The sequence below is a fragment of the Streptomyces sp. MGP-BFMKR1 genome (genome assembly GCF_057766585.1).
Genome location: NZ_CM173408.1, coordinates 3,638,185 through 3,663,048 on the forward strand (window position 1 = coordinate 3,638,185; position 24,864 = coordinate 3,663,048).

The 24,864-nt window shown below is 71.8% G+C and carries 22 protein-coding genes; 6 read left to right on the forward strand and 16 right to left on the reverse strand.

From position 1 onward, the window contains the following. Nucleotides 1-66 precede the first annotated feature (66 nt). From AC3CHW_RS13875 to AC3CHW_RS13900, 6 genes are all read right to left on the reverse strand, one after another. Nucleotides 67-693 carry a UdgX family uracil-DNA binding protein gene (locus AC3CHW_RS13875; protein ID WP_488471046.1) on the reverse strand — a complete coding sequence of 209 codons (627 nt, stop codon included), beginning with the start codon at nt 691-693 and terminating at the stop codon, nt 67-69. A gap of 331 nt (nt 694-1,024) precedes the next feature. After that, nucleotides 1,025-2,203 carry an aminofutalosine synthase MqnE gene (gene mqnE / locus AC3CHW_RS13880; RefSeq protein WP_176163377.1) on the reverse strand — a complete coding sequence of 393 codons (1,179 nt, stop codon included), beginning with the start codon at nt 2,201-2,203 and terminating at the stop codon, nt 1,025-1,027. Between the two features lie 146 nt (nt 2,204-2,349). Next, nucleotides 2,350-2,805, reverse strand: coding sequence for an Lrp/AsnC family transcriptional regulator (locus AC3CHW_RS13885; RefSeq protein ID WP_176163376.1), 456 nt, complete (start codon nt 2,803-2,805; stop codon nt 2,350-2,352). A 515-nt stretch (nt 2,806-3,320) separates the two neighbouring features. Continuing rightward, nucleotides 3,321-4,055, reverse strand: a complete 735-nt coding sequence (locus AC3CHW_RS13890; RefSeq protein ID WP_488470629.1) for a UbiX family flavin prenyltransferase — start codon at nt 4,053-4,055, stop codon at nt 3,321-3,323. A gap of 322 nt (nt 4,056-4,377) precedes the next feature. Beyond that, nucleotides 4,378-5,301, reverse strand: coding sequence for a menaquinone biosynthesis prenyltransferase MqnP (gene mqnP / locus AC3CHW_RS13895; RefSeq protein WP_488470630.1), 924 nt, complete (start codon nt 5,299-5,301; stop codon nt 4,378-4,380). 10 nt (nt 5,302-5,311) lie between these two features. After that, complete coding sequence (locus tag AC3CHW_RS13900; protein WP_277320639.1) at nt 5,312-6,763, reverse strand: menaquinone biosynthesis decarboxylase; 1,452 nt, start codon at nt 6,761-6,763, stop codon at nt 5,312-5,314. A 99-nt stretch (nt 6,764-6,862) separates the two neighbouring features. Here AC3CHW_RS13900 and AC3CHW_RS13905 point away from each other — a divergent pair, with 99 nt between their 5' ends. Beyond that, the gene (locus AC3CHW_RS13905) at nt 6,863-7,444 is read left to right on the forward strand and encodes a PLD nuclease N-terminal domain-containing protein (protein WP_488470631.1); all 582 of its coding nucleotides are present in this window, start codon (nt 6,863-6,865) and stop codon (nt 7,442-7,444) included. A gap of 19 nt (nt 7,445-7,463) precedes the next feature. Here the strand turns inward: AC3CHW_RS13905 and AC3CHW_RS13910 are convergent, their stop codons facing one another. The 10 genes from AC3CHW_RS13910 to hemL all read right to left on the reverse strand — a co-directional run bounded on the left by AC3CHW_RS13910 (nt 7,464) and on the right by hemL (nt 18,978). Continuing rightward, nucleotides 7,464-8,621, reverse strand: a complete 1,158-nt coding sequence (locus AC3CHW_RS13910) for a CU044_5270 family protein (protein ID WP_488470632.1) — start codon at nt 8,619-8,621, stop codon at nt 7,464-7,466. 262 nt (nt 8,622-8,883) lie between these two features. After that, complete coding sequence (locus tag AC3CHW_RS13915; RefSeq protein ID WP_488470633.1) at nt 8,884-9,927, reverse strand: CU044_5270 family protein; 1,044 nt, start codon at nt 9,925-9,927, stop codon at nt 8,884-8,886. Further along, nucleotides 9,924-10,607, reverse strand: coding sequence for an RNA polymerase sigma factor (locus AC3CHW_RS13920; RefSeq protein WP_488470634.1), 684 nt, complete (start codon nt 10,605-10,607; stop codon nt 9,924-9,926). Before AC3CHW_RS13920 ends, AC3CHW_RS13915 begins: the two co-directional genes overlap by 4 nt. A 92-nt stretch (nt 10,608-10,699) precedes the next feature. Next, nucleotides 10,700-11,794, reverse strand: a complete 1,095-nt coding sequence (ccsB, locus tag AC3CHW_RS13925) for a c-type cytochrome biogenesis protein CcsB (RefSeq protein WP_488470635.1) — start codon at nt 11,792-11,794, stop codon at nt 10,700-10,702. After that, nucleotides 11,791-13,638, reverse strand: a complete 1,848-nt coding sequence (resB, locus tag AC3CHW_RS13930; RefSeq protein ID WP_488470636.1) for a cytochrome c biogenesis protein ResB — start codon at nt 13,636-13,638, stop codon at nt 11,791-11,793. Before resB ends, ccsB begins: the two co-directional genes overlap by 4 nt. 3 nt (nt 13,639-13,641) lie before the next feature. Next, a complete protein-coding gene (locus tag AC3CHW_RS13935) occupies nt 13,642-14,406 on the reverse strand; it encodes a cytochrome c biogenesis CcdA family protein (protein WP_187063595.1) in 765 nt (254 codons plus the stop codon). Nucleotides 14,407-14,416: 10 nt separating this feature from the next. Next, nucleotides 14,417-15,046, reverse strand: a complete 630-nt coding sequence (locus AC3CHW_RS13940) for a TlpA family protein disulfide reductase (RefSeq protein ID WP_398610409.1) — start codon at nt 15,044-15,046, stop codon at nt 14,417-14,419. A 109-nt stretch (nt 15,047-15,155) separates the two neighbouring features. Beyond that, nucleotides 15,156-16,361 carry a polysaccharide deacetylase family protein gene (locus AC3CHW_RS13945; protein WP_488470637.1) on the reverse strand — a complete coding sequence of 402 codons (1,206 nt, stop codon included), beginning with the start codon at nt 16,359-16,361 and terminating at the stop codon, nt 15,156-15,158. A 533-nt stretch (nt 16,362-16,894) separates the two neighbouring features. Further along, nucleotides 16,895-17,617, reverse strand: coding sequence for a histidine phosphatase family protein (locus AC3CHW_RS13950; protein ID WP_488470638.1), 723 nt, complete (start codon nt 17,615-17,617; stop codon nt 16,895-16,897). An 8-nt stretch (nt 17,618-17,625) separates the two neighbouring features. After that, nucleotides 17,626-18,978, reverse strand: a complete 1,353-nt coding sequence (hemL, locus tag AC3CHW_RS13955; RefSeq protein WP_488470639.1) for a glutamate-1-semialdehyde 2,1-aminomutase — start codon at nt 18,976-18,978, stop codon at nt 17,626-17,628. A gap of 403 nt (nt 18,979-19,381) precedes the next feature. On the opposite strand from hemL, the gene AC3CHW_RS13960 reads away from it, so the two are divergent. From AC3CHW_RS13960 to AC3CHW_RS13980, 5 genes are all read left to right on the forward strand, one after another. Then, nucleotides 19,382-19,816 carry a hypothetical protein gene (locus tag AC3CHW_RS13960; protein ID WP_176163363.1) on the forward strand — a complete coding sequence of 145 codons (435 nt, stop codon included), beginning with the start codon at nt 19,382-19,384 and terminating at the stop codon, nt 19,814-19,816. A gap of 475 nt (nt 19,817-20,291) precedes the next feature. After that, nucleotides 20,292-21,035 carry an NUDIX hydrolase gene (locus AC3CHW_RS13965; protein ID WP_488471047.1) on the forward strand — a complete coding sequence of 248 codons (744 nt, stop codon included), beginning with the start codon at nt 20,292-20,294 and terminating at the stop codon, nt 21,033-21,035. Then, nucleotides 21,036-22,214, forward strand: coding sequence for a 5'-methylthioadenosine/S-adenosylhomocysteine nucleosidase family protein (locus AC3CHW_RS13970; protein ID WP_488470640.1), 1,179 nt, complete (start codon nt 21,036-21,038; stop codon nt 22,212-22,214). After that, nucleotides 22,211-24,190 (forward strand): hypothetical protein, encoded by a 1,980-nt coding sequence (locus tag AC3CHW_RS13975; protein ID WP_488470641.1) that lies wholly within the window; start codon nt 22,211-22,213, stop codon nt 24,188-24,190. The genes AC3CHW_RS13970 and AC3CHW_RS13975 overlap by 4 nt, the downstream gene beginning before the upstream one ends. A gap of 87 nt (nt 24,191-24,277) precedes the next feature. Next, on the forward strand, nt 24,278-24,811 hold the full coding sequence (locus AC3CHW_RS13980) for a hypothetical protein (RefSeq protein WP_488470642.1): 534 nt from the start codon (nt 24,278-24,280) through the stop codon (nt 24,809-24,811). Nucleotides 24,812-24,864: the final 53 nt, after the last annotated feature.

A 24,864-nucleotide genomic window follows, 5' to 3' on the forward strand; every position in this document is an offset into this window, starting at 1 on the left:
CGTGGTGGTCCGGGCGCGGTCCGGCGTACGGGGCCCCCGTCGCGAACCGCGCACGGGCGGGCGGGCTCAGGGCTGGGAGTCGAGCGCCCGTACGGCCACCCGCAGGTCGGAGACCAGGCCGGCGAAGACGGCCTCGCGGTCGTCGGCGCGCAGCACCGCCGAGGGGTGGATCGTGGCCACCAGGCAGTCGCCCCGGCCCTGGTAGTCGCCGATGGCCGGGCACGGCAGCAGCACGCCGCGCTGTTTGGTGACCCGGAACGACGAGCCGAGCAGCGCCTTGCCCGCGCTCGCGCCGAGCGCCACCAGCACCTCGGGGTCGATCAGCGCCAGCTCGGCCGCGAGCCAGGGGCGGCAGGCGCTCAGCTCGCGCAGGTTCGGCGGCTTGTGGATGCGGCGCTTGCCGCGCTCCGGGACGTGCTCGAACTTGAAGTGCTTGACCGCGTTGGTCACGTACGTCCGCTCCGGGTCGATCCCGGCCTCCTCCAGGGCCCGGTTCAGCACGTGCCCCGCGGGCCCCACGAACGGGTGCCCCTTGCGGTCCTCCTGGTCGCCCGGCTGCTCGCCGATGAGCACCAGCGGCGCCTTCGCGTCCCCCGCGCCGAAGACGGTCTGGCTGGCCGGGCCGTGCAGCGGGCACCCCCGACACTCGGCCGCCGCCCGGCGCAGCCCGGGCAGCTTGGCCCGGGCCGGCACGAAGGGGCTCGCGTCATACGCCTGCTCCGGCTCGTCCCCCGGCCCCGCACCGCCACGGCCCTCGCCACCGGCGGCGCCGGCCCGGTCGGCCCGCTCGCGGGTGGGCTTCGCCGCGCCGGCCTCATCGCGGGCGGGCTTCGCCGCGCCCCGCGCGCTGCTGCTGCTTCTGCTGCGGCTGGTCACGCGGGCCGGGTACCCGCGCGGGCCCGGCTCAGACGCCGCCGCCCGCGACACCACCGTGGGGGCGGTGTCGCGGGCGGCGACGGACGGGCTCGGCTCCGTGAGGCCGTGGGGCTGCGGAGCCGGGGGCCGTGGAGCCGGGGAGACCTGGTCAGAGGCGCATCGGCTGGGGCGCGTCGCGGCGGGCCGGGTCGGGGCCCTCGTACTCGCGCAGGATCTCGTAGCGCGTGTTGCGCTCGACCGGGCGGAAGCCGGCGTCCCGGATCAGGTCGAGGATGTCCTCGCGGGTCAGCTTGTCGGGGGTGCCGTAGTTGTCCGCGTCGTGGGTGATCTTGTACTCGACGACCGAGCCGTCCATGTCGTCGGCGCCGTGCTGGAGGGCCAACTGGGCGGTCTGCACGCCGTGCATCACCCAGAACACCTTCACGTGCGGCACGTTGTCGAACAGCAGCCGCGAGACCGCGAAGGTCTTGAGCGCCTCGGCGCCGGTGGCCATGGTGGTGCGGGCCTGGAGCCGGTTGCGGACCTTGCCGTCCTTCACGTCCACGAAGTCGTGCTGGTAGCGCAGCGGAATGAAGACCTGGAAGCCGCCCGTCTCGTCCTGCAGCTCACGCAGCCGCAGCACGTGGTCCACCCGGTGGCGGGGCTCCTCGATGTGCCCGTACAGCATCGTGCACGGGGTCTTCAGGCCCTTCTCGTGCGCCAGGCGGTGGATGCGGGACCAGTCCTCCCAGTGGGTGTCGTGGTCCACGATGTGCTGCCTGACCTCCCAGTCGAAGATCTCGGCACCGCCGCCGGTGAGCGATTCGAGGCCGGCGTCGATCAGCTCGTCCAGGATCTCCGAGGCGGAGAGCCCGGAGATCTTCTCGAAGTGCTGGATCTCGGTGGCCGTGAAGCACTTGAGGGAGACCTGCGGCAGGGCCTCCTTGAGCGCCCGCAGCGAGCGCGGGTAGTAGCGCCAGGGCAGGGTCGGGTGCAGGCCGTTGACGATGTGCAGCTCGGTGAGGTTCTCCCCCTCCATCGCCTTGGCCAGCCGCACGGCCTCCTCGATGCGCATGGTGTACGCGTCCTTCTCGCCCGGCTTGCGCTGGAACGAGCAGTACGCGCACGAGGCCGTGCACACGTTGGTCATGTTGAGGTGGCGGTTGACGTTGAAGTGGACGACGTCACCGTTCTTGCGGGTGCGCACCTCGTGCGCGAGGCCGCCGAGCCAGGCCAGGTCGTCCGACGCGTAGAGGGCGATGCCGTCCTCGCGCGTCAGCCGCTCCCCGGCGCGGATCTTCTGCTCCAGCTCCCGCTTGAGCCCCGCGTCATTCGCTGACACGGCCATAGACCCAGCCATCCGGCGCCTCCCATATACCTCTGTCCATCGGGCTGCACCGAGCGTACTCCCCGCCGCGCGCGCCCCACCCGCCCGGCTCACACCACGGCGAGCGACGGGTGGGGTGCGCCATGTTTGAAACCCCGGGCGCGCGGTCACACGTCCTCGGGCAGCTCCCCGACCCGGTTCTCCCACTTGGTGGAGAGCACGATCGTGGTGCGCGTGCGCGAGACGCCGGTGGTGCCGGACAGGCGGCGGATGGTGCGTTCCAGGTCGTCCACGTCACCGGCCCGGACCTTGAGCATGTACGAGTCGTCACCCGCGATGAACCAGCAGTCCTCGATCTCCGCCAGGTCGCGCAGCCGGTCGGCCACGTCCTCGTGGTCCACCGCGTCGGAGAGCTGGATGCCGATGAGCGCCGTCACGCCGAGGCCGAGCGAGGCGGAGTCGACGGTCGCGCGGTAACCGGTGATCACCCCGGCCGCCTCCAGGCGGTTGATCCGGTCCGTGACGCTGGGCCCGGACAGGCCCACGAGCCGCCCGAGCTCCGCGTACGAGGCCCGACCGTTCTCCCGCAGGGCCTGGATGAGTTGCCTGTCCACCGCGTCCATGTGACGGCACGCACCTTTCAAAGTTCTGCGATCAAGAAGGTTTGGGTGTAGAATCTAAGGCATGCAGGGCGAGATGTCCTGCGAATCTCTAGCTGAACTACCTCAATCAACGACGATTCTTCAGGAGTGAGCTACCCCTTGTACACGATCGAGATGGCTTATGCCCGCATGCGTGAGCTGCAGGAGCTGGCCAACCGCTCGCGTGCCCAGCAGGCTGCGCAGCAGCAGCGCGAGACCTCGGCCAAGGCCCACAAGGGCCGGGCCAAGAAGCGCTGACCGCAGCCGCACCGCATCGACCTGATGCGGCCTGACGCCGAGCGTCAGGCTCGCGCACTCCGGCGCCCACGCGTCCCGCCGGAGCCGCGCCCTCAGCAGGACGCGTCACGGCGGCAGGGCACGGGGCAGCACCAACCCCCCGGCCTGCCGCTTCTCCATGTCCAGGGCCCGCCCCGCGACGCCCGTACGCGCTACCCGCGCGCGCGCCGTCGCACCGGCACCGGCGCGCCGATACGGAGCTACCCCGCACGGCGCGAACCACTGGCACCACCGAGTTCCCCCTCCCATCGGCGGTACAGCGCGTGCGGCACCCCCGCCGCGTCCAGCGCCCGACCGGCGACGAAGTCCACCAGTTCCTGGATGTGCGTCGCCCCCGCGTAGAACGCCGGCGAGGCGGGCAGCACCACGGCGCCCGCCTCGTCGAGCGTGACCAGGTGCCGGAGCGTCTGCCCGGTCAGCGGGGATTCGCGCAGCGCGACGATCAGCGGCCGGCGCTCCTTGAGCGTCACGCTCGCCGCCCGTTGCAGCAGATCCTTCGAGAGCCCGAGCGCGACGCCGGCCACGCCCGCCGTGCTCGCCGGGACGATGATCATCCCCTGGGCCGGGTACGAGCCGGACGACGGACCGGCGGCCAGGTCACCGGCGGTCCAGTAGCGCACGTCGGCGGACTTGTCGGGGGCCTCGTCGGCGCTCTCGACAGCGAGCTGCCGCACCTCGTCGGCGAACGCGTCCGCGCTGCCGTCGGCGCCCCGCGCCAGCCAGCGGACCAGGTCCGCGCGCCAGTGCGCGTCGCGGAAGGAGATGCCGGTCTCATCGAGCAGTGTCAGCCGGGCGGCGCGGCTGATGACCAGGTCAACGGGCTCGCCCGCGCGCAGCAGCGCGCGGATCACGGAGGCCGCGTAGGGCGTGCCGGAGGCGCCGGACACCCCCACGATCCAGGGTCGGCGCTGGGGTGCGGGTTGGAGTCGTTCCACGGGCCGAGCCTATCCGGCACCCCACGGCGCCCATCCGGCCGCCGGTCCCCCGCCCCTTCCCGTGACGACGCCGACGGTGCCGGGGCCGGGCGGGCAGGCCCCGGTAAGCGGCGCTCCCAGGGGTGGATGCGCCCCCGGATTGGCGGGCGCACGTGGGCAGTTGCGCGCCCCAGGGCGGCCCCGACCCGGGCGCCCGCGCGCCCCACCGCCGCCCGTGCTGGGACCGAGCCCGCCGCCCGTCACGCGGCCGAGCCGGCCGCCCGGCCCGACCCCGCCGCTCGTCCCGAGCCCGCGGCCGGGCGTCCGCCGCCCGGCCTCCGGCTCAGAGCGTCAGGCCGCGTACGAACAGGTCGGCCAGCGTGCACACGAAGAGCACGATCCCGATGACGCCGTTGACCGTGAAGAACGCCCGGTTGAGCCGGGACAGGTCGTGCGGGCGCACGATGGAGTGCTCGTAGACGAACGCCACCGCCACCACCGCCAGGCCCACCCAGAACAGCGCGCCCGCGCCCGTCGCCAGCGCGTACCAGACCAGCAGCCCCATCGTCACGACGTGGCTGCCGCGCGCGCCGTACAGCGCCGCCGGGATGCCGAACCGCGCCGGGACCGACTTCACGCCGTGCGCCCGGTCGGCCGCCACGTCCTGGCAGCCGAAGATCAGGTCGAAGCCGCCGATCCACACGCCGACCGCGAGGCCGAGGATCACCGCGTCCCACGACCAGGAACCGGTCACCGCGAGCCACGCGCCGATCGGGCCCATCGCCTGCGCGATGCCGAGGATGGCGTGCGGGAAGTTCGTGAACCGCTTCCCGTACGGATAGACCACCATCGGCACCACCGCGACCGGCGCGAGCGCCAGGCACAGCGGGTTGAGGAGCGCGGCGGCGCCCAGGAAGAACACGAGCGCCACCAGCGCGCCGGTCCACGCCGAGCGCACCGACACCGCCCCGGTGACCAACTCGCGCCCGGCCGTGCGCGGGTTACGCGCGTCGATCTCGCGGTCGATGATGCGGTTGGCGGCCATCGCGAAGGTCCGCAGCCCCACCATCGCCAGCGTCACCAGGAACAGCGTTCCCCAGTGGATGCTCTCGTCCTCGCCGTACATCGCGGTCAGCGCCGCGATGTACGCGAAGGGCAGCGCGAAGACCGAGTGCTCGATCATCACCAGCCGCAGGAACGCCTTGACCTTGCCGGGCGGGGCGGGCTCGGGCCCGATGACTTCCGACGTTGCCGAATCAGCACTCATGGGGGCGGCCTCAGAGGCCGTACTCCTTCCAGCGGCGGGTGACCTTGTCGGCCGTGCCGGGGTCCGACTCGACCATCTCCGGCCAGCCACCGTCACGCGTGTACCCCTCTTCGGGCAGCTTGCGCGTCGCGTCGATGCCCGCCTTGCCGCCCCAGAACTTCTGGTACGAGGCGTGGTCGAGGTGGTCGACCGGGCCCTCGACGACGGTCAGGTCGCGGGCGTAGTCGGTGTTGCCGAGGGCGCGCCAGGCGACCTCGTGCAGGTCGTGTACGTCGCAGTCCGCGTCGACGATGACGATGAGCTTGGTGAGCGACATCATGTGCGCGCCCCAGATGGCGTGCATCACCTTCTGCGCGTGCTTGGGGTAGCGCTTGTCGATCGAGACGATCGCGCAGTTGTGGAAGCCGCCCGACTCCGGCAGGTGGTAGTCCACGATGTCCGGGACCACGATCTTGAGCAGCGGCAGGAAGAAGCGCTCGGTGGCGCGGCCCAGCGGCCCGTCCTCCGTCGGCGGCCGGCCCACCACGATGGACTGGAGCAGCGGGCGCCGGCGCATCGTGATGGTGTCGATGGTCAGCGCCGGGAAGTCCTCCTGCGGCGTGTAGAAGCCGGTGTGGTCGCCGAACGGCCCCTCCGGCAGCGTCTTGCCCGGCTCCAGCCAGCCTTCGAGGACCACCTCGGAGTGCGCCGGCACCTGGAGCGGCACCGTCTTGCAGTCCACCATCTCGATCCGCTTGCCGCGCAGGAACCCGGCGAACAGGTACTCGTCGATGTCGCCCGGCAGCGGCGCCGTGGAGGCGTACGTCACGGCCGGCGGAGTACCGAACGCGATGGCCACCGGCAGCCGCTCACCACGGCGGGCGGCGACCTGGTAGTGGTTGGTGCTGTCCTTGTGGATCTGCCAGTGCATCCCGATGGTGCGCTTGTCGTGCCGCTGGAGCCGGTACAGGCCCAGGTTGCGCACGCCGGTCTCGGGGTGCTTGGTGTGGGTCAGGCCCAGGTTGAAGAACGAGCCGCCGTCGCCGGGCCAGGTGAACAGCGCCGGCAGGCGGTCCAGGTCCACCTGGTCGCCGGTCAACACGACCTCGTGCACCGGCGCGTCCTTGACCTTCTTCGGCGGCACGTGGGTCATCCCGGCCAGCTTGCCGAACGCCTCGCGCACGCCGGTGAAGCCCGTCGGTAGCTCCGGCTTGAGCAGCCCGCCGATCTTCTCGCTGATCTCCTGGTACGACGTCAGGCCGAGCGCCTTGAGCATCCTGCGGTCGGTGCCGAAGACGTTCATGGCCAGCGGCATCGCCGAGCCCTTGACGTTCTCGAACAGCAGCGCGGGCCCGCCGGCCTTCTGCACCCGGTCGACGATCTCCCCGACTTCCAGGTACGGGTCGACTTCGGCCTTAATGCGCTTCAGGTCACCGTCGCGCTCCAGCGCCCGCAGCAGCGAGCGAAGATCGTCATAAGCCATGCGGTCCAGTATCCGACACGGACTACCCTGGACACGTCACTGGGGCATCGCTCCCAGCACACCGCAACCGCCGCGACGTCTTTCAGGGGGCCTCCCAGCATGCTCAGGTATCTGCCGTTCCTGCTGATCCTGGCGCTGTGGATCTACGCCTTCATCGACTGTCTGAACACCCCCGAGAACGAGGTCCGCAAGCTGCCGAAGGTGGCGTGGGTCATCATCGTGCTGCTCTTCGGCGAGGTGTTGATCGGTCCCATCGCCTGGTTGACGGTGGGCCGCCCGCGCAAGGCGGTCGGCGGCGCGGGCGGGGCCGGCGGCGGCATCGCCGGGGCGTTCGGCGGCCGGCGCGGCGGCGGCGGTTGGGTCGCCCCGGACGACAACCCCGAGTTCCTCAAGTCGCTGCGCAAGGACCCGCGACCGGACGACGCGACGGGCCCCGGTTCCACCTCGTCCCCCGACGCCGGTCCGGCCTCCGACCCGGACTCCGGTGCGGGCTCGGGCCCCACGACCGAGCCGGGCGCGGGCCCCGGGCCCACCTCCGGCACGGGGTCAGGCTCCGGTACGGGGTCGGGCTCCGGCGCGGACTCCGGGCCGGCCTCCGGCACCGACCCCGGCGCCGCCGACCGCAAGCCCGAGACCGACCGCCGCGACGACGAGGGACCGCAGGGCCCGCAGCGCGGCTGAGCCTCACCGCCGCACCGTCTCACCGACCCGCCGGAGCCCGCCCCGCGCGCGGCTGCTCCCCGGGTCGCGCCACGACGCCACGGTCCACCACCGCCGTCGTGCTCGTCACCGCGCCGGCCTTGGGCGTGTCGCACTTCTCACGGTCCGCGCCGGGCGCCTTCTCCGGGTCCACCAGGACGACCCGTACGCCGAGCAGCCGCAGGCTCTCCCGGTCGAACAGCCACTCGTCGCGCTCGCCCGTCACCTCGTCGACCCGGGCCACCGCGACACCGCGCCGGCCCACCGCGTCCACCGCGTCCCGGACCACGACCACGTCGGGGATGCGGGCCGCCGCCCGGTACAGCGCCGCCTCCGTCGCGGGCGGCAGCACCGTCTCGGCCAGCATCCCGCCGACCGTACGGAACACCTGCTGGTCGCTGGGGCGGCCGGCTGACTCGGCCGGGGACAGGGCGCGCAGCAGCGCGGCCGGGTCGCGCGGCAGCCGCTGGAGGTGGCGGAAGGCCGTCGAGGTGGGGCCCGGCGGGTCCGGGTCGAGCCTGATCCGCTCGCCGGGGTACTGCTCGCTGCGCAGCAGTCCGGCCCGGGAACCGTCCACCGAGCGCCAGATCTGACGCTGTCGGAGCGGCTCCACGAAGGTGCACGCCGTCTCGTCGCCGGAGTCCGCCGCCACCGCGCTCTGCGAGCGCACGTAGGTGAACTCGCCGTCCCGTGGGTGGAAGCCACGACCGCGCTCGGCGGCCGTGGCGGCGCGGGCGAGCAACTCCGGCGCCCCGTCCTTCTCGTCGCCCCCGCCGTGCGCGCCCGGCGCGTACGTGCTGCTCGCCGGCGGACCCGCGGTGGGCCGGGGGCGTCCGAGCTGGTGCCCGTCCGACCTGCCGTCGAGCGAGGGGGCGATGGTGGAGACGACCTGGAAGACCATCGCGACGGCCACCACCGGCCCGGCGATGTCCGGCCCGAACAGCCGGGCCAGGCGCGAGCGCGCGGAGGTCTCCGAAGCGGGCGCGGCGTCGGCCGCCGGGACGGGCTCGGGGTCGGCCGGCTCCGCCGGGGTGGGCCCGAGGTCGACCGGAGTGGGCCCGGGGTCGGCCGGCTCGCTCGACGCGGGCTCGGGCGCGGTCGACGCCGGTTCCGGCTCCGGCTCGGTCGGCGTGTCGGCCCCGGCCCCTCGCGTGCGCATCGGTTCCCCTCTTCCACGGGCCGGGCCCCGGCGCGGCCAGCTCTTCCCGCGCTCGTGGCCGGGCCCGAACACCGGCGTGTGTCGCCCCGGCGCCGCCCGTACGGTCGGCGCCGGACACGGGCAAGGCCCCGGTGCCCGCCCCGGACGGGGCGTCGCCGCGTGAGCCGGCGCGCCGCGACACTCCGCGCGCCCCCTAGGAAGGGGACGCGTCAGGGGCGGCTGAGGTTGTGTCAGCGAGTCAGGTGACCTGCGGGAGAGGGGGTCAGCGCGTGGTGACCCGGGGGCGGCCCACCGGATACTGGCCCAGCTTGTCGACGATGGCCGTATGGAACACCGCCTCGCTGCGGGAGACCATGCCCGCCTCGATGGGGCCCGAGTCCTTCAGCCACACGGTGCGCTGGCCGAGGTACTGACCGGTCACCCTGTCGAAGATCAACTCCTCGCGGTCGTCGCCTCCGCCGCCCGTCCGGGCGACGGCCACTCCGCGTCGCCCCGCGGCGTCCACCGCGTCCTCCACGACGACCGTGCCGGGGATGCGGGCGGCGGCCCGGAACAGGGCGGCGCCGAGGCCCGGCGGCATGACGGCGTCACTGATCGTGTGGGTCACGATCTCGAACATCTGCTGGGCCTCCTCCTCGCCGTCGCGCGCGTCGCCGTCCCGCGTCCGCGCGGCCTCCCGCAGCCAGGCGTACAGGGCGTCCGGTTCGGTCGGCAGGGACCGGAGGTACCGGTAGACGCTGCTGCCGGGCCCGTCCGAGATCCCGGCGCGCGGCCCGTAGGACCACTCCCCGCCCTCGGCGACCGTGCGCTCGCCCGTGCCGTCCACCGGAGCCCACACCGCACGCCGATGCGGCGCGGGAATCCTGAGGGGTTTCCGTCCCACGTCGGCGACCGTCACCATGCCGTCGACGTACACGTACTGGTCGTCCCGGACGGGCCCCTTCGCCCGCACCCGTTCCCGCTCGGCGAAGGCCGCCGCGTGTTCGAGGACCCGCGCCGCGCCGTCCCGCTCGTCGGCGCCCGCGTGAGGCGCGAAGGCGTAGCTGGCCGCGCCGCCCCGTCCCGCTGACGCGCCGTCCTCGCCGCCGCCCGGCAGGGACATGGTGGCCAGCACGACGAGGGCCAGCGTGCTCGCGAGGGCCAGGCCGGCGAAGGCCGGCCGCAGCCACGGGCGCGCGAGGCGCGGGGTGGTCGCGGCGGGTCGGTCGGCGGCGGCCCGCCCGATCTCGTGCACCAGGTGCTCGCGCAACAGGTGGTGACGGCCGGGAGGGAGATCTCGTTCGGGGGCGGACGGGAGGTCGGTCATCGGTGTCCCTCCTGGATGGGCCGGGGCAGATGGGGTCGGACCCGGGTGGCGTGGCCGTCTCGTACTGGTTCGCGGGCGGCGGCGAGGGTCGCCGCCGGGCGCGCGGCCCCCCGTACCGCGCGCCCGGTGGTGCGCCCCGCGTGCCCGGCGGCCACCGCGGTGGCCAGCTTGGTGCGGGCCCGGGAGAGCCGGGACCGTACGGTGCCCACCGGTACGCCCAGGGCCCGCGCCGCCGCCGCGTAGTCGAGCCCCGACCACACGCACAGCGCGATCACCTCGCGCTCGGGCCTGCGCAGGGCGCGCAGCGCGACCTGGACGTGCTCCAGGAGTTCCGCGTCGTCGACGCGGCTGGCGACCTCGTCGGCGAAGTCGCGCTCGGCGGCCTGCGGCGGCACCCGGGACAGGGCCGCCGCGTGCCGGCGCGCGGCCCGGCGCGTGTTGCGTACGGTGTTGGTCGCGATGCCCAGCAGCCACGGGCGCAGGCTGCCGCCGTCGGCGTCCACCCGGGCGCGCAGCCGCCACGCTTCGAGGAAGGTCAGCGAGACCACGTCCTCGGCCACCGACCAGTCGCCGGTCAGCCGGTAGGCGTGGTTGTAGACGGAGCGGGCGTGGGCGTCGAAGAGTTCTGCGAAGGCGGTGGGGTCCCCCTGGCGTATGAGCGTGCGCGGTGTTGTCTCCACGCCCTGGAACTGTCCATATGACAGCGGCCGGTTCCCGTGACCTGGGTCACAGAAACCGGCCGCTGCCGGGTGCGCGCGTCAGAACTCGGAGGTCAGACGCCCGCGTACGAGTGCTTGCCGGTGACGAACATGTTGACGCCGTAGTAGTTGAAGAGGAAGCAGGCGAAGGCGATGAGCGCCAGGTACGCCGCCTTGCGGCCCTTCCAGCCGGCCGTGGCCCGGGCGTGCAGGTAGCAGGCGTAGGCGACCCAGGTGATGAACGTCCAGACCTCCTTGGGGTCCCAGCCCCAGTACCGGCCCCACGCCTTCTCGGCCCAGATCGCGCCGGCGATCAGGGTGAAGGTCCACAGCGGGAAGACGGTGGCGTTGATCCGGTACGCGAACTTGTCCAGCGACGCGGCGGAGGGCAGCCGCTCCAGGATCGAGGTGGCGAAGGCGCCCGGCTGCTTGCCGTCCGGGTTCTCCAGCTTCGTCTCGTACCGGTCGCGGAAGAGGAAGAGCAGCGTGGCGACGGCGCCGAGGTAGAGCACCGCGCCGGAGACGATCGCGCAACTGACGTGGATCCACAACCAGTACGAGTCGAGGGCCGGCACCAACTGGTCGCTGTCGGTGTAGAGCACCGACACCGCGAGGCCCAGGTCGAGCAGGGCGGTGGTGACCAGCGGGAGGCCGATCCAGCGCACGTTCTTGCCGCTGGCCAGCAGCACCACGTACGCGACGACCGCCACCATCGACAGGGTGATGGAGAACTCGTACATGTTGCCCCACGGGGCGCGCTCGACCGAGAGCGCGCGGGTGAGGACGCCGCCGACGTGCAGCAGCGCGGCCAGCACGGTCAGCGAGACGGCGATGCGTCCGTAGAGGTCGCCCTTCTCGGTGCCGCCCGCCGCGCCCGGGCCGTCCGGCACGTCGCGGGAGCCGGGGGCCGAGCGGGTGACGACCTTGGGCCGCTCCAGGACGGCGGTGCCGCCGCCCTGCTGCGTGACCTGGACCGTGACCGTGGACGCCTTCTCGGCCCCGGCGGTCGGGGCCAGCGCCGCGGCGGTGCGGCCGACCTTGCTGCGGCTGCCGAACACCCACTCGGTGATGTAGGCGATGAAGGCCAGGGTGTAGACCGCCATGGCCGAGTAGATCAGCACGTTGCTGATGTTGGCCAGGTTCTCGTTGGCTGCGGCAGCGAGGTTCACGCGCGCGCTCCTTCGGCAGGATCTGGTGACTCAGATTCCGGTTCGGCTTCGGCGGGGGCGTCCGCCTGGAGGGCCACCGCGAGGTCGGCCAGCTCCTCGGGGAGCTTGGCGGACTCGCTGCGGCCGAGCCCGGCCATCTCGACGACCGTCTGGCCGTCCTTGCCGGGCACGGCCCGTACCCACACCCGGCGGCGCTGGATGAACAGCGAACCGGCGAGGCCGACCAGCGCGGCGACCGAGCCGATCAGCGCGAGCTCGTTGCCCGGCTGGTGGGAGATCTGGAAGCTGGCCCAGGTCTTGATGCCTTCGAACTTGAGGGTTCCGGCACCGTTCGGCAGCGTCATCGTCTCGCCCGGCAGCAGCTTCTGCGCGAACGCCCTGCCGTCCGGGTTCTTGAACTGCTTCATGTTGTCGGTGTTGAGCTGGTACACGTTCTGCGGCAGCCCGCCGTCGATGCCCAGCCTGCCGTGGTACGCGGTCAGGAACATCACCGGGTAGTCCAGCGCGGGGAACTGCGAGAACATCGTCTTCGCGTCCGCGCCGCCCCAGGTCGGCACGAAGAAGCCCTGGAAGCCGAGCTGCTCCTTCTTGCCGTTCTTGTCCCGGTAGTCGGGCACCTTGACCACGCCGGACGAGGTCAGGTTGGCGTCCTGCTGGAGGAAGGGCACCGCGCCCTTGAACGCGATGTCGCCCTTGCCGTCCTTGACCGTGATGACCGGCGCGTACCCGGTGGAGAGCAGGAAGACCTTGTTGCCCGCGATCTCCAGCGGCTCGTTGACCTCGATCGAGGTCCGCTTCTCCTTGCCGTCCGCGCCCTCCCAGTACTTCACGTGGGCGCGGAACTCGCGGGCGGTGCCGCGCTGCGAGCCCTCGCGCTCGTAGCGGGCGTCGAAGCTCTCCAACGAGAAGCCGAAGGGCTCCAGGTTGTCCTTGTCGAAGAAGGCGCCCGACTTGAAGTCGTCGTACTGGGTGAGGCTGTTGGTGAAGCCGTCCTGGTCGCCCTCGGTGATCAGCTTGCCGCCCTCGGACTTCCAGAGCTGGCCGACCGCGAAGGCCACCAGGACCACGATCAGCGCCAGGTGGAAGAGCAGGTTGCCGACCTCGCGCAGGTAGCCCTTCTCGGCGGCGACCGCGTCCCCGGCCACGTGCGCCCGGAACCGGCGCCCGCGCAGCACCGTGCGCGCCGCCGCGAGCACCTGCTCGGGCTCCGCCTCGGTGCGCCAGGTGGTGTACGCGGGAAGCCGGGTCAGCCGGCGCGGGGCGCCCGGCGGGCGACCGCGGAGCTGGCCCACGAACTGCCAGGTGCGGGGCACGATGCAGCCGATGAGCGAGACGAACAGCAGGATGTAGATCGCCGAGAACCACACCGAGCTGTAGACGTGGAACATCCCCAGCTTCTCGTAGACGGGGGTCAGCGTCTCGTGCTTGGCCTTGAACTGCTCGACCTTGAGCGGGTCCACGCCGGTCTGCGGGATCAGCGAGCCGGGGATCGCGCCCAGCGAGAGCAGCAGGAGCAGCAGCAGGGCCACCCGCATGGAGGTGAGCTGCCGCCAGCACCAGCGCACCCAGCCGTAGACCTCCCGGCCCGTCCAGGCCAGCGCCCCGAGTACGCCGGGGGCGCGCACCCCGCCGAAGGAGCCCGGCACGGCCTGGCCCTCGGTCGGCGCGGTGGACAGGTGCGTGCCGGCCGCGCCCAACTCGTCGGCGCCCGCGGACCCGCCGTCGGCGGCGGCCGGGGAGCCCCCGTCGGCCGAGGAGCCGCCCTCGCGGGCCGGCGCGTCGGCCGCTGCGTCACCGGTGCCGGTGCCGGTATCGGCGTCGGTGTCCGTGTCGGTGGTGGCCATGGATCAGATCCCAACGTTGAAGCTGGAGGTCCAGACCCGCATGTCGTCCATCATGCGGTCCCAGACGCCCGTGACGAGCAGCAGACCGAGCGCGATGAGCATCCCACCGCCGATCCGCATCACCCATACGTAGTGCCGCTTGACCCAGCCGAAGGCGCCGAGGGCCCGACGGTAGGCCACGGCCACCGCTATGAACGGCAGGCCGAGCCCGAGGCAGTACGCGGCGGTGAGCAGCGCCCCGCGCCCCGCGCTCGCCTCATTGAACGCCAACGCGTTCACGGCCGTGAGGGTGGGGCCGAGACAGGGGGTCCAGCCGATGCCGAACAGCACCCCGAGCACCGGCGCGCCGGCCAGGCCCACGGCCGGCTTCTGGTGGAAGCGGAACTCCCGCTGCCCGAACCCGCGCAGCACGCCCATGAAGGACAGGCCGAGCAGGATCGTGACGATGCCGAGCACCTTGGAGATGGTCTCCTTGTGCTGCTGGAGCTCCCAGCCGAAGTTGCCGAAGAGGGCGCCGCCGGAGACGAAGACGGCGGTGAAGCCCAGCACGAACAGCGAGGCGCCGGCGAGCATCCGCCCCCGCCGCGCCTCCCCGAGGTCGGTGCCGGTGACGCCGGTGACGTACGACATGTAGCCGGGCACCAGGGGCAGCACGCACGGCGAGAAGAAGGAGACCAGACCGCCGAGTACGGCCACCGGCAGCGCGAGCAGCAGGGCGCCGGTGAGGACGGTCTGGTTGGGGTCGGTGGCAGCGGCGAGGACGCTCATGTCGCGGCGATCACTTCTCCGCGATCAACGGCTTGAGCGCCTTGTCGAGCGCTTCCTCGCTGAGCGGGGTCAGCGCCCGCACCGCGATCCTGCCGTCCCGGTCGAGGATGATGGTGGTGGGGATCGCCTGCGGGTTCAGGCTCCCCTTGGGGAACCGCAGCATGAGCTTCCCGATCGGGTCGTACAGGCTGGGGTACGGGACCTCGTACTCCTTCTCGAACTTCTGCGCGTTGTGCTCGTTGGTGTCCCGGGTGTTGATCCCGACGAACTCCACGCCCTGCTTCTTCGTCCGCTCGGCGACCTTGACCAGGTTGGGCGCCTCGGCCCGGCAGGGCGAGCACCACGAGCCCCAGATGTTGAGGACGACGATCTTGCCTCGGTAGTCGTCGACGTCGAGCTGCTTGCCTTCCAGCGTCTTGCCGGACAGACTTGGCGCGCTCTTGCGATCTTCCTTGGCCACGGTGCTCACACCGCCGGTACCCTGCACGAACTTCGTGTCGGCCGAGCCGCCGGAGGTGCCGCCCGTCCCGCAGGCGGTCAGGCCGAGGGCGGCCAGCACCACCATCCCGGCGGCCAGCGGCGAACCACCCTGGGAACACACTCGGGCAACGCGGCGTCGAGGGTCACGGCAGGCACTCATGTGAAAAGTTTCGCATGGCTGCCGCACGGATCTTCCGCGCCCCCCTGTTCACTCCGCTTCGCCCCAGGCCGCGCCCCGTGCGCCGGCGCGGCGGCCCGTCGCGCCGGGCTCAGCCGCCGAACTTCTGCCCCACGCCGAGCCCGCGCAGGCTCGCGAGGACCTGCGGGTCCTGCGCGTCGAGCCAGTCCACGAGCTGCCGGAAGGAGACGAGCCGCACGTCCTTGCGCTTGTCGTCGGCGATGTGCTTGATCGCCTCCTCGACGGCGTCCATGTAGATGCCGCCGTTCCACTGCTCGAAGTGGTTGCCGATGAACAGCGGCGCGCGGTTGGTCTCGTACGCCCGCTCGAAGCCCTTGATGTACGCGCCGGTGGCCTCCCGGCGCCACTCCGGGTAGCGCGCGGTCGGGCCCTGGGTGGCGTTCTTGGACTGGTTGGCGAGCATGTTGTAGTCCATCGAGAGCACCTCGAAGGAGTGGCCGGGGAACGGGACCTGCTGGAGCGGGAGGTCCCAGATGCCCTGCTTCTTGGTCGGCCAGACCTGGAGGCCGCCGGGCGAGCTGGCGTCGTAGCGCCAGCCGAGCTGCTTGGCGGTGGGGAGCAGGTTGTCCTGGCCGAGCAGGCAGGGCGTACGGCCGCCGATGAGTTCCTTCTGGTAGTCGAAGGGCAGCGGTTCCAGGTCGGTGAAGCCGGTGTTGGTGCGCCACTTGGTGACGAACGACATGGCCTGGTCGATCTCGGAGCGCCACTGCGCCGGGGTCCACTGGCCGACCGAGCCGGAGCCGGCGCAGAAGTGGCCGTTGAAGTGGGTGCCTATCTCGTGGCCTTCAAGCCACGCCTCGCGCACGTTGCGCAGCGTGTCCTTGACGTGCCCGTCGGTCAGGTAGCCGATGTCGGAGGCGCCCACGGGGTTGTTCGGCGGCCGGTAGAGGTTCTTCTTCGACTCGGGCAGGCAGTAGATCCCGGAGAGGAAGAAGGTCATCGACGCGCCGTGGTCCTTGGCGATCTTGCGGAAGCGCGGGAAGAGGCCGTTGCCCACCTCGCCGGCGCCGTCCCAGGAGAAGACCACGAACTGCGGGGGCTTCTGCCCCATCTCCAGCTTCTCGGGCTTGTCCGGCTGGCCCGGCTGCGGGCCGGTGTCGGCGGTCGAGCCGTCGCCTATCGGCCGCGCCTTGGCCTGCTGGGTGGCCGGCCCGCCGCCCGGCGTCTTGTTCCCCCCGCCGCCGGAGCCGGTCGAGCAGCCCGCGACGGTCAGCGCCGCCGCCGCGCTCGCCCCCGCACCGAGGCCGAGCAGTCCCCGTCGACTCATGTCGCGCATTACATCCCCATCTCGTACTCGATATGCGTACCGCCGCTTTCCCCGAAAAGGCGACGCCCGGTGAGAGGGGATATGAGCCGACGGGGTTCCCATTCCGCGCGCCGGATGCGGGAATTTGGCGTCGACTTTGCCGCTACCAAGCCGTATGTATGCGCGGCCCTACGCAGAGCCAACGCCCAGCGAATAACGCCGCCGGGGCGCGATGCCGTCCCGGTTCCCGTCGCGTGACCGACCTACGGAGATCCCGTGGAGGTTTCCCGTCGGGCGCCGCCGGGGCCGTGCCCGGCGACGAAGCCGTACCCGCGCCGCTCGCCAAGCGCGCACGTGAGAGGCGTGGCAGCGGCCCCAGGGCTCCCCGATGAGACGCCGACATCGACCGGAGGGCGGGCGGAAGACAACGGCCGGGCGGCGCGCGCCGTAACGCGCGGCCACCCGGCCACAAACACCGCCCGCCCGCGACCGTCAGCCCACGGCGAAATCCACGGGAAAACCGGGGAATTACGGAACCGACGGCGAACGGACGCGGCTGAGCGTCAGGCGCCAAACCCCTTGGCGCCGCCCTTCGTTCGCTTCGCGCCCACCCGCAGGTGCACCGGAACCAGGTCAATGGCCGGCTCCGAATAACCCACCGAGACAATCTTGTCACCGCGGTAGGTGAAAGACGTGAGACTGGCCAGCGTGCACTGCCGCTTCCGCGGGTCGTGCCACAGCCGGCGCCGCTCCACGAAGCTGCGCACCACCCAGATCGGCAACTGGTGGCTCACGCAGACCGCCTCGTGCCCGCGCGCCGCGTCGCGCGCCGCTCCGAGCGCGGCCATCATCCGCACCACCTGCTCGATGTACGGCTCGCCCCACGAGGGCCGGAACGGGTTGGTCAGGTGCCGCCAGTTCGCGGGCTTGCGCAGCGCGCCGTCGCCCACCCCGAACGTCTTGCCCTCGAAGACGTTGCCCGCCTCGATCAGCCGTTCGTCGGTGGCGAGGTCGAGGCCGTGCGCCTTGGCGATGGGCGTCGCGGTCTCCTGCGCCCGGTCCAGCGGCGAGGCCACGACGTGCGTGACCTCCCGCCCGGCGAGGTGTTCCGCGACCCGGTCCGCCATCTGCCGGCCGAGCTCGGACAGGTGGTAGCCGGGCATCCGCCCGTAGAGCACGCCCTCGGGGTTGTGCACCTCGCCGTGGCGCATCAGGTGCACCACGGTGGTCTCACCGTCGCCGCCGCCACCCACGGGGCGCACGTTCTCGCTGTCGCTGTTGGTCATGCCGTCCATCATTCAGTGACGTCCGCGGCGGCCCGCGCCGCCCCCGGCAGTGCGGCGGCGATCTTCTCGACGGCCCGCTCGTCGTGCGCCGTCGAGACGAACCACGACTCGTAGCAGGAGGGCGGCAGGTAGACGCCCTGGGCCAACATGGAGTGGAAGAAGGCCGTGAACCGGTACGCCTCCTGCGCCTTGGCCCCCGCGTAGTCCACGACGGCGTCGGCGTCCGTGAAGAACACGGAGAACATGTTGCCCGCGACCTGGATCCGGTGCGCCACGCCCGCCTGGTCCAGCGCCCGCGCGACCAGCCCGCGCACCTCCTGCGAGACCGCGTCCACCGTCCCGTACGCGGCGTCGTCAAGGAGCCGGAGCTGGGCGAGGCCGGCGGCGGTGGCCACCGGGTTACCGGAGAGCGTGCCCGCCTGGTAGACCGGCCCGGCCGGCGCCAGCTCGGCCATCACGTCGGCCCGGCCGCCGAACGCCGCGGCCGGGAAGCCGCCGCCCATCACCTTGCCGAAGGTCATCAGGTCGGGCCGCACGCCGTCGATGCCGTACCAGCCGGCCTTCGAGACGCGGAAGCCCGTCATCACCTCGTCCGAGATGAACAGCGCGCCGTTGCTCTCGCACAGCTCCTTCAGGCCGGCGTTGAACCCCGGCAGCGGCGGGACCACGCCCATGTTCCCGGGGGACGCCTCGGTGATCACGCAGGCGATCTCGCCGGGGTGCGCGGCGAACGCGGCGCGCACGGCCTCCAGGTCGTTGTACGGCAGCACGACCGTCTCGCCCGCCTGCGCGCCGGTCACCCCGGGGGTGTCGGGCAGCCCGAAGGTGGCCAGGCCGGAGCCGGCGGAGGCCAGCAGCGCGTCCACGTGCCCGTGGTAGCAGCCCGCGAACTTGATGACCTTGGCGCGCCCGGTGAACCCGCGGGCCAGCCGGATCGCCGACATCGTCGCCTCGGTGCCGGAGGAGACGAGGCGGACCTGCTCGACGGGGTCGATACGGGCCACGATCTCCTCGGCGAGCGCCACCTCGCCCTCGCCGGGCGTCCCGAACGAGGTACCACGCGCGACGGCCGCCTGCACGGAGGCGATCACTTCCGGGTGAGAGTGGCCGAGGATCATCGGCCCCCACGAACACACGAGATCGACGTACTCGCGTCCGTCCGCGTCGGTGAGGTACGGACCGGCACCGGACACCATGAACCGGGGCGTACCACCCACGGCGCGGAAGGCGCGCACCGGAGAGTTCACGCCACCGGGTGTGACGACACCGGCGCGATCGAAGAGCTTCTGCGAGACTGGGGCTTCATACGGAAAAGGCACTTGGGTCCTGACCTGCCAAGACGTAGGGAGGGGCCGCGGCATGAGGACGCGGCCCACCGGCGGGCGACGGCGCGGGGAATCTCCTCGCTTTCGGCCGGGCGTCAGCCCCCGCGCGTCTGCAAAACTGGGGTTTCGAACGGATAGCTCACACAAGCCATGGTGTCAGAGCCTCATGGGGTCCTGCGGGCGGGCGTTTCACGGCGTCCTCCCGGGGGAGGTCTCTGACACGATGATCGGGTTGCGCGGCCGTGGCCGCGAGTGGTCGGGTGGAGATATGCATCGCGGTGGCGAACTGGGCGAGGGGACCAATGACCGGGGCCCCGAGCGGCCCGGCCTTCCCCATGCCGCGGGCCGACAGGCCCGCGGCGGCCGGGAGAACCCGGAGGGGCAGCGGCTCGGCCGCCACCGGCGGCGTGAGGCGAGCGCGGACAACAGAGGCGGCCGTATGGGGGTGACGTACAAGTACTTCGGCGCGCCCGACGGCGCCACCGCGGCCCGCGTCCCCATTTCGATGCGCCCCGAGGAACTGGGCGGCGACGAACTCGGCCACGGCATGTTCACCAAGATCAAGCCGGAGACGATGGCCGCGATGGTCCTCACCGGCATCGAGGGCATACCGCTGCACAAGGTGCCCCCGCTGGAGCTCGTCGTCCTGCACCCCGACTACGCCGTGGTCAAGCTCCCCATGACCGTCGTCGACCCGCTCCGCGGCGTCGGCGAGGAGGCCGTGGGCGCCGCGGCCTTCATCTGGTCCACGGTCCCCGACCGCGGCGGCCCCCGGGACGCGTACGGGGTCTACCAACTGCTGCACGAGTGGCAGGACTTCTCACACCGGCTGCACGAGGCGGGCCACCAGGCGTACTGCCTGGTCTGGCCGTGAGCCGGACCGAGCCACTGAGCTGAACCATCGCCGGTAACGGGCGGGGCCTTCGGGCCTCGCCCTTTTGGTGTGGGGGGCGTTGCGGCGGGGGCGTGCGGGTGTGGGGGCTGGGCGCTGTGGTGGCTTCTGCTCGGGGGGCGATGCGCCCGGACCAGCCGCGCCGCGCAGGCGGCGCCCAGGCGACCGCCACTGACCGCCCTCCCGGGCTGCCCCCTGCCCCCGCCACAGGCCCCGGCGGCGACCGGGCGCTCCCCCACCCCGCCGCCGCGTGACGCCCAGCCGCCGCCCAGCCGCTCGCGCGCGCTCACGGACTGGCCGGGGCGGCACCGGACGAACCGGCTGGGCCGGCCCGTATCTGACCGCGCACGGAGCGGACGCGGGTCAACCGCACGAAGGGTCTCCCCCGTGCCGGCGTCGACGGTCTTCACGCTCGCCTTCTTGTTAAAGTGACAGAAACCGAAGTACGGTGAGCGGCATGGAAGTTGATGACTGGTCACCTCCACCCGTCTTACTCACTGTCGATCTCGTGATCCTGACGCTGCGCGAGGGACGCCTGTGCGTCCTGCTCGTCAAGCGGGGCGAAGATCCTTTTCAGGGCATGCTGGCCCTGCCCGGTGGGTTCCTCAATCACGCCGGTGAGGAAATCCTGGACGCGGCCCACCGGGAGCTGAGCGAGGAAACCGCGCTGACCTCCGGATGGGTGCACCTCGAACAGTTGGCCATCTACGGGGACGTGGGCCGCGACCCACGGGGGCGGGTCGTCTCCGTGGCCCACCTGGCGATCGCGCCGGGCCTTCCGGAACCGATCGCGGGAACGGACGCCATGGATGCCGCGTGGGTCCCCGCGGACGCCGCCCTCTCCGGTGAGGTCGCGCTGGCCTTCGACCACCACCGCATCCTCACGGACGGCATCGAACGCGCCCGTACCAAGCTCGAATTCTCGGCACTGGCCACGGCATTCTGCGGAGAACTCTTCACCATCGTCGAGCTACAGCAGGTGTACGAGGCGGTCTGGGGCACGAAGCTCGACACCCGCAATTTCTACCGGAAGGTCCAGGCCGTAGAGGGATTCATCGTCCCCGCCGGATCGGGGCGCCGGTCCACGGGCGGGCGGCCCGCGCGGCTTTACCGGGCCGGCCCGAAGACGGTGTTGTCGCCGCCGCTGATCCGTCCGGTGCCCCCCGCGTCGGAAGAGGACACGAGAACGGAAGGGGAGTAGATGTCGAATGACCTGGTGGTGATTCTCACCGCCCTCAATCTCGAATACGAGGCCGTGCGCCGGAGACTGGCCGACCTGCGGTTGCACCGCCACGATCGAGGGACGCGGTTCGAGGTGGGAGCCGTGCGGGGCACCTCGTGTCGCGTGGCGCTCGGCCTGACGAGCAAGGGAAACCACTCCGCCGCGGTGATCGCCGAGCGCGCCATTCAGGAGTTCTCGCCGGTGGCCGTGTTGTTCGTCGGCGTCGCCGGTGCCCTGTGGGAGACCGCCAGGCTGGGCGACGTGGTGATGGCGACCCACGTGTATGCCTACCACGGCGGGACCAGCGAGGACGACGGCCGCAAGGCCCGCCCCCGGGTGTGGGAGGCGGCGCACGGCATCAGCCAGCTCGGCTCGCATCTGGCTCGCCTGAACGACTGGGCCGACGACACCCCAGGTCAGGGGCGCGCGCCGCAGTTGCGTTTCGGTGCCATCGCCGCCGGCGAGGTCGTACAGAACTCCAGGATCTCGGCCGACGCGCAGTGGATTCGCCAGCACTACAACGACGCGCTCGCGATCGAGATGGAGGCCGCCGGTGTGGCGCAGGCCGGTCATCTCAACGGTGCGCCGGTGGCCATCATCCGGGGCATCAGCGACCGGGCGGACGGCACGAAGAGCAGCGCCAAGGACCGGAACTGGCAACCACGGGCCGCGGCGAACGCGGCGGCGTTCGGCATCCGGCTGGCCGTGGAACTACTGGGGGAACAGGAGCAGATCGCCATGGCCCAGGCGGACAAGGACCAGGCGGACAAGGCGCAGGCGGATGGCAGCCACGCGGACCAGGTCAGCAACACCGCCCACCACAGCACCGTGGGCATCATGGCCGGCTCGGTCAGGGAGAGCAGCGTGCACGTGAACGCCGCTCCGAAGGTGCCCAGCCCGACGGATCTCGTCGCGGAGCTGGACGGATTCCAGGGGCGCCTGGAACGTCACCACGCCGAGGGCACCCTCGACGCGGACACCTACCGGGAGGCGCTGGCCGAACTGGGGCTGGCGCGTCAGGGGGCGCGGGAGGGCACTCCCGAGTCGGCGAAGAAGGCGACCATGGCGCTCAAGCGGTTGCGCGGCCTCGTCGCGGAGTTTCCCGCGTTGGTGGCCATGCTGGCACCGCTGGTCGTGGCGGCGGGGGCCTTATCGTGAACGACGGCGGTTTCACGCACAATTCGGCCGAGGATTCCACCGTCGGAATCCAGGCCGAGACCGTACACAACTCCAACGTGTACTTCGTCCACCCGGACGCGTCGCCTCAGGAGAAGTACAGGGTCGGCGTGCGGTTCCTGGCGGACGGCGTGCCCAGTCGCGCCCGCGACATGATCAGTGACGCGATCGCCCACGGGTACGACAACGCGGAGGTCCGTTTCCACTGGGTGCTTTCCATGCTCAGCGCACGCGCCTACCACGAGCTCAACACCGAGGAACTCCAGCGGTTGCGTCACGCCTCCGGGCTGGTGGGGACCTATGCCGACGGCGAGTGGAAGGACGCTCTGCGCATCGCGTTCGAACTGCTGGCGATGCTCAGCACCGCGAACGGCGAGACGGATCGCGTACTGGAACGGCTACGGGCGCTGTCACCCCACCACCGTGACGCGATCCTCCACCACCTCGACCACGTGCTCACCGGGGGGCTGAAGGACAGCCTGTGGGTCGAGAACCGCGAGCGGGTCGAGGCGGCCCGCTTCAGCAACGGCCGGGCCCAGCGGGTCTGGGCCTACTTCGAGCCCGAACCCATCGGGCCGCGGGCCATGCCACCCCGTCCGAGCACCGCTGCCGCCGCCCAGGCGGCCCTCCCCGTCCGGGTTGGCCTCTTCGTCGTCGTCACGGCGATCCTCTGGGTCCTGGCGCTGGTCACGAACCCGGCCGCGGCGGTCGTCGAGTTGCTGGTGGCACTGGGTGCGGGCCTGACCGCGGCGCACTTCGGCCGCCCCTGGTGGTACGAGAACCATCAAACGGAGGTCAGGGACCGTGAGCCCCCGGCCCAGGACGCCGCCGAGCCCGCCGCCGCCAAGGACGGCTTCACCCAAAGCGTCCGCCATTCGTTCGGTCACTACTTCAGTGTCCGGGCGCCCCACGAGTTCACCCCGCGTGCATGGCTCGACCACACCGCCGGCATCCGGGACAGCCTGGCCGCCGAGATCGCGCTTCTCTACCGCGAGAGCCGCGTCACCGTAGACCGGGTCAACTGGCTGATCCGCTATCTCGCCGAGGACACCCGCAACCGCCACAACAACGGCACGCTGTTCGACCGCCGCCACCAGAACGAGACGCCCGTGGCGGCGAAGGCGCTGTGCGTGGGTGGCCTCGTTCTGCTCGGCCTCACGGCCGTGGCCGTGCTCAGGACAGTGGCCTCGGGTGCCGCGGCGGCACAGACGTCGCTGGCCGTCCTGGCCGTGGTCGGCGCGGTCTGGTCCGGGCGCGCGGCGGCGTCGTCGTGGCTGGCGGCCCGGGCCGAGGAGCGCCGGCTGACCGAGGAGACCAGGGAGTACCACGACCGGTTGGCCGAGCGGCAGCTCGCCTACCGGAACTGGAAGTCCTTCCTGGACGCCACGCGCCCCAGCGAGCTGGAGATGGAGACCTGGCTCACCTGCGACAAGACGCTGTTCGTCGACGAAGCCCTGCGCCACTACCAGCTCACCTGGCGGGACCTGATCACCCACACCATCCTGATGACACCCGCCCGCCCCTACAAGCGGGGGCGGGTCAAGGGCGGCCCGTGGCGGTACTCGCGCTACAGCTTCCGCCTCTTCCTGGTCACCCAGGACGGCATCCGTGAGATCAGCAAGGAGTTCGACTTCACCAACGCGAAGCGCGGGAACGAGCAGCGCAGCAACTACCGGTTCGACGCGTTGTCCTCCGTACAGGTCACGGAACACACCCGTGCCGGATACGACCTGGAACTCGTCCTCACGAACGGGCCGGCCAGGAGCATCCGCGTCAAGGACGCCGACACCCATCAACTGACGCCGGAAGAGAACCCCCAGGACATCACAGAGATCAATCTCAACGCGGCTGGCTTCATCCACGCCTTCCGCCTCCTGGAAGGGATCGCGGCGGACGGGAAGGGGTGGATCGAACGCATCAAACCCACCAACCTGCCGCCGTTCCGCGTTGCCGACTGAGTCGTCCGGGTCTACCGGGCGGGCAGGGACCACAGCCCTGCCCGCCCACCCAACAGCCCCAACCGGGCCCCGAGGTGAGGGAGGGCCGTGACCGCGACAGAGGACATCACCGAAAGCAGACTGTTGCTGGCCGAGTACGACCGCCTGAAGGAGGAGCAGAAGACCCGCATCGGATTCCGCGACAACCTGCTCTACGTCACGCTCGCCGCGGTCACCGCGATCCTGGCGACCACCGTCCACAGCAGACAGACCCCACTGCTGCTCGCCGTGCCCGTCGTCTGCCTCGTCCTCGGCTGGACCTACCTGGTCAACGACGAGAAGATCTCCGCGGTCGGCTGCTACATCCGCGAGCGGTTGGGGCCCCGGCTGGCTGAACTGAGCGGCGCGCACGGTGCGGTGTTCGGCTGGGAGTTCTACCACCGGGACGACGCGAGCCGCACCACGCGCAAGCGACTCCAGACCGCCGTGGACCTGTTCACGTACGCGGCGCTGCCGATGATCTGCGTGACCGCGTTCTGGTGCTCCCCCGCCACCCGGCCCTCGCTCGTGCTCGTCTCCGCCGCACAGACGCTGGCCCTGGCCGTACTGGGCTGGCAGTTCCTGCGCTACGCGGAGTGGTAGCGCGGCTGTGCCGCGGCGCGTCACGTGCGGTGCGCCGTCCCCGAGCAGGCTCC

Excerpts from the sequence above, each read along its gene's own strand:
- mqnE (WP_176163377.1), bottom strand. The coding sequence starts at position 2,203 with ATGGCCGTGTCAGCGAATGACGCGGGGCTCAAGCGGGAGCTGGAGCAG.
- AC3CHW_RS13885 (WP_176163376.1), bottom strand. The coding sequence starts at position 2,805 with ATGGACGCGGTGGACAGGCAACTCATCCAGGCCCTGCGGGAGAACGGT.
- mqnP (WP_488470630.1), bottom strand. The coding sequence starts at position 5,301 with ATGAGTGCTGATTCGGCAACGTCGGAAGTCATCGGGCCCGAGCCCGCC.
- AC3CHW_RS13900 (WP_277320639.1), bottom strand. The coding sequence starts at position 6,763 with ATGGCTTATGACGATCTTCGCTCGCTGCTGCGGGCGCTGGAGCGCGAC.
- AC3CHW_RS13905 (WP_488470631.1), top strand. The coding sequence starts at position 6,863 with ATGCTCAGGTATCTGCCGTTCCTGCTGATCCTGGCGCTGTGGATCTAC.
- AC3CHW_RS13910 (WP_488470632.1), bottom strand. The coding sequence starts at position 8,621 with ATGCGCACGCGAGGGGCCGGGGCCGACACGCCGACCGAGCCGGAGCCG.
- AC3CHW_RS13915 (WP_488470633.1), bottom strand. The coding sequence starts at position 9,927 with ATGACCGACCTCCCGTCCGCCCCCGAACGAGATCTCCCTCCCGGCCGT.
- resB (WP_488470636.1), bottom strand. The coding sequence starts at position 13,638 with ATGGCCACCACCGACACGGACACCGACGCCGATACCGGCACCGGCACC.
- AC3CHW_RS13935 (WP_187063595.1), bottom strand. The coding sequence starts at position 14,406 with ATGAGCGTCCTCGCCGCTGCCACCGACCCCAACCAGACCGTCCTCACC.
- AC3CHW_RS13940 (WP_398610409.1), bottom strand. The coding sequence starts at position 15,046 with ATGAGTGCCTGCCGTGACCCTCGACGCCGCGTTGCCCGAGTGTGTTCC.
- AC3CHW_RS13945 (WP_488470637.1), bottom strand. The coding sequence starts at position 16,361 with ATGCGCGACATGAGTCGACGGGGACTGCTCGGCCTCGGTGCGGGGGCG.
- AC3CHW_RS13950 (WP_488470638.1), bottom strand. The coding sequence starts at position 17,617 with ATGACCAACAGCGACAGCGAGAACGTGCGCCCCGTGGGTGGCGGCGGC.
- hemL (WP_488470639.1), bottom strand. The coding sequence starts at position 18,978 with ATGCCGCGGCCCCTCCCTACGTCTTGGCAGGTCAGGACCCAAGTGCCT.
- AC3CHW_RS13960 (WP_176163363.1), top strand. The coding sequence starts at position 19,382 with ATGGGGGTGACGTACAAGTACTTCGGCGCGCCCGACGGCGCCACCGCG.
- AC3CHW_RS13965 (WP_488471047.1), top strand. The coding sequence starts at position 20,292 with ATGGAAGTTGATGACTGGTCACCTCCACCCGTCTTACTCACTGTCGAT.
- AC3CHW_RS13970 (WP_488470640.1), top strand. The coding sequence starts at position 21,036 with ATGTCGAATGACCTGGTGGTGATTCTCACCGCCCTCAATCTCGAATAC.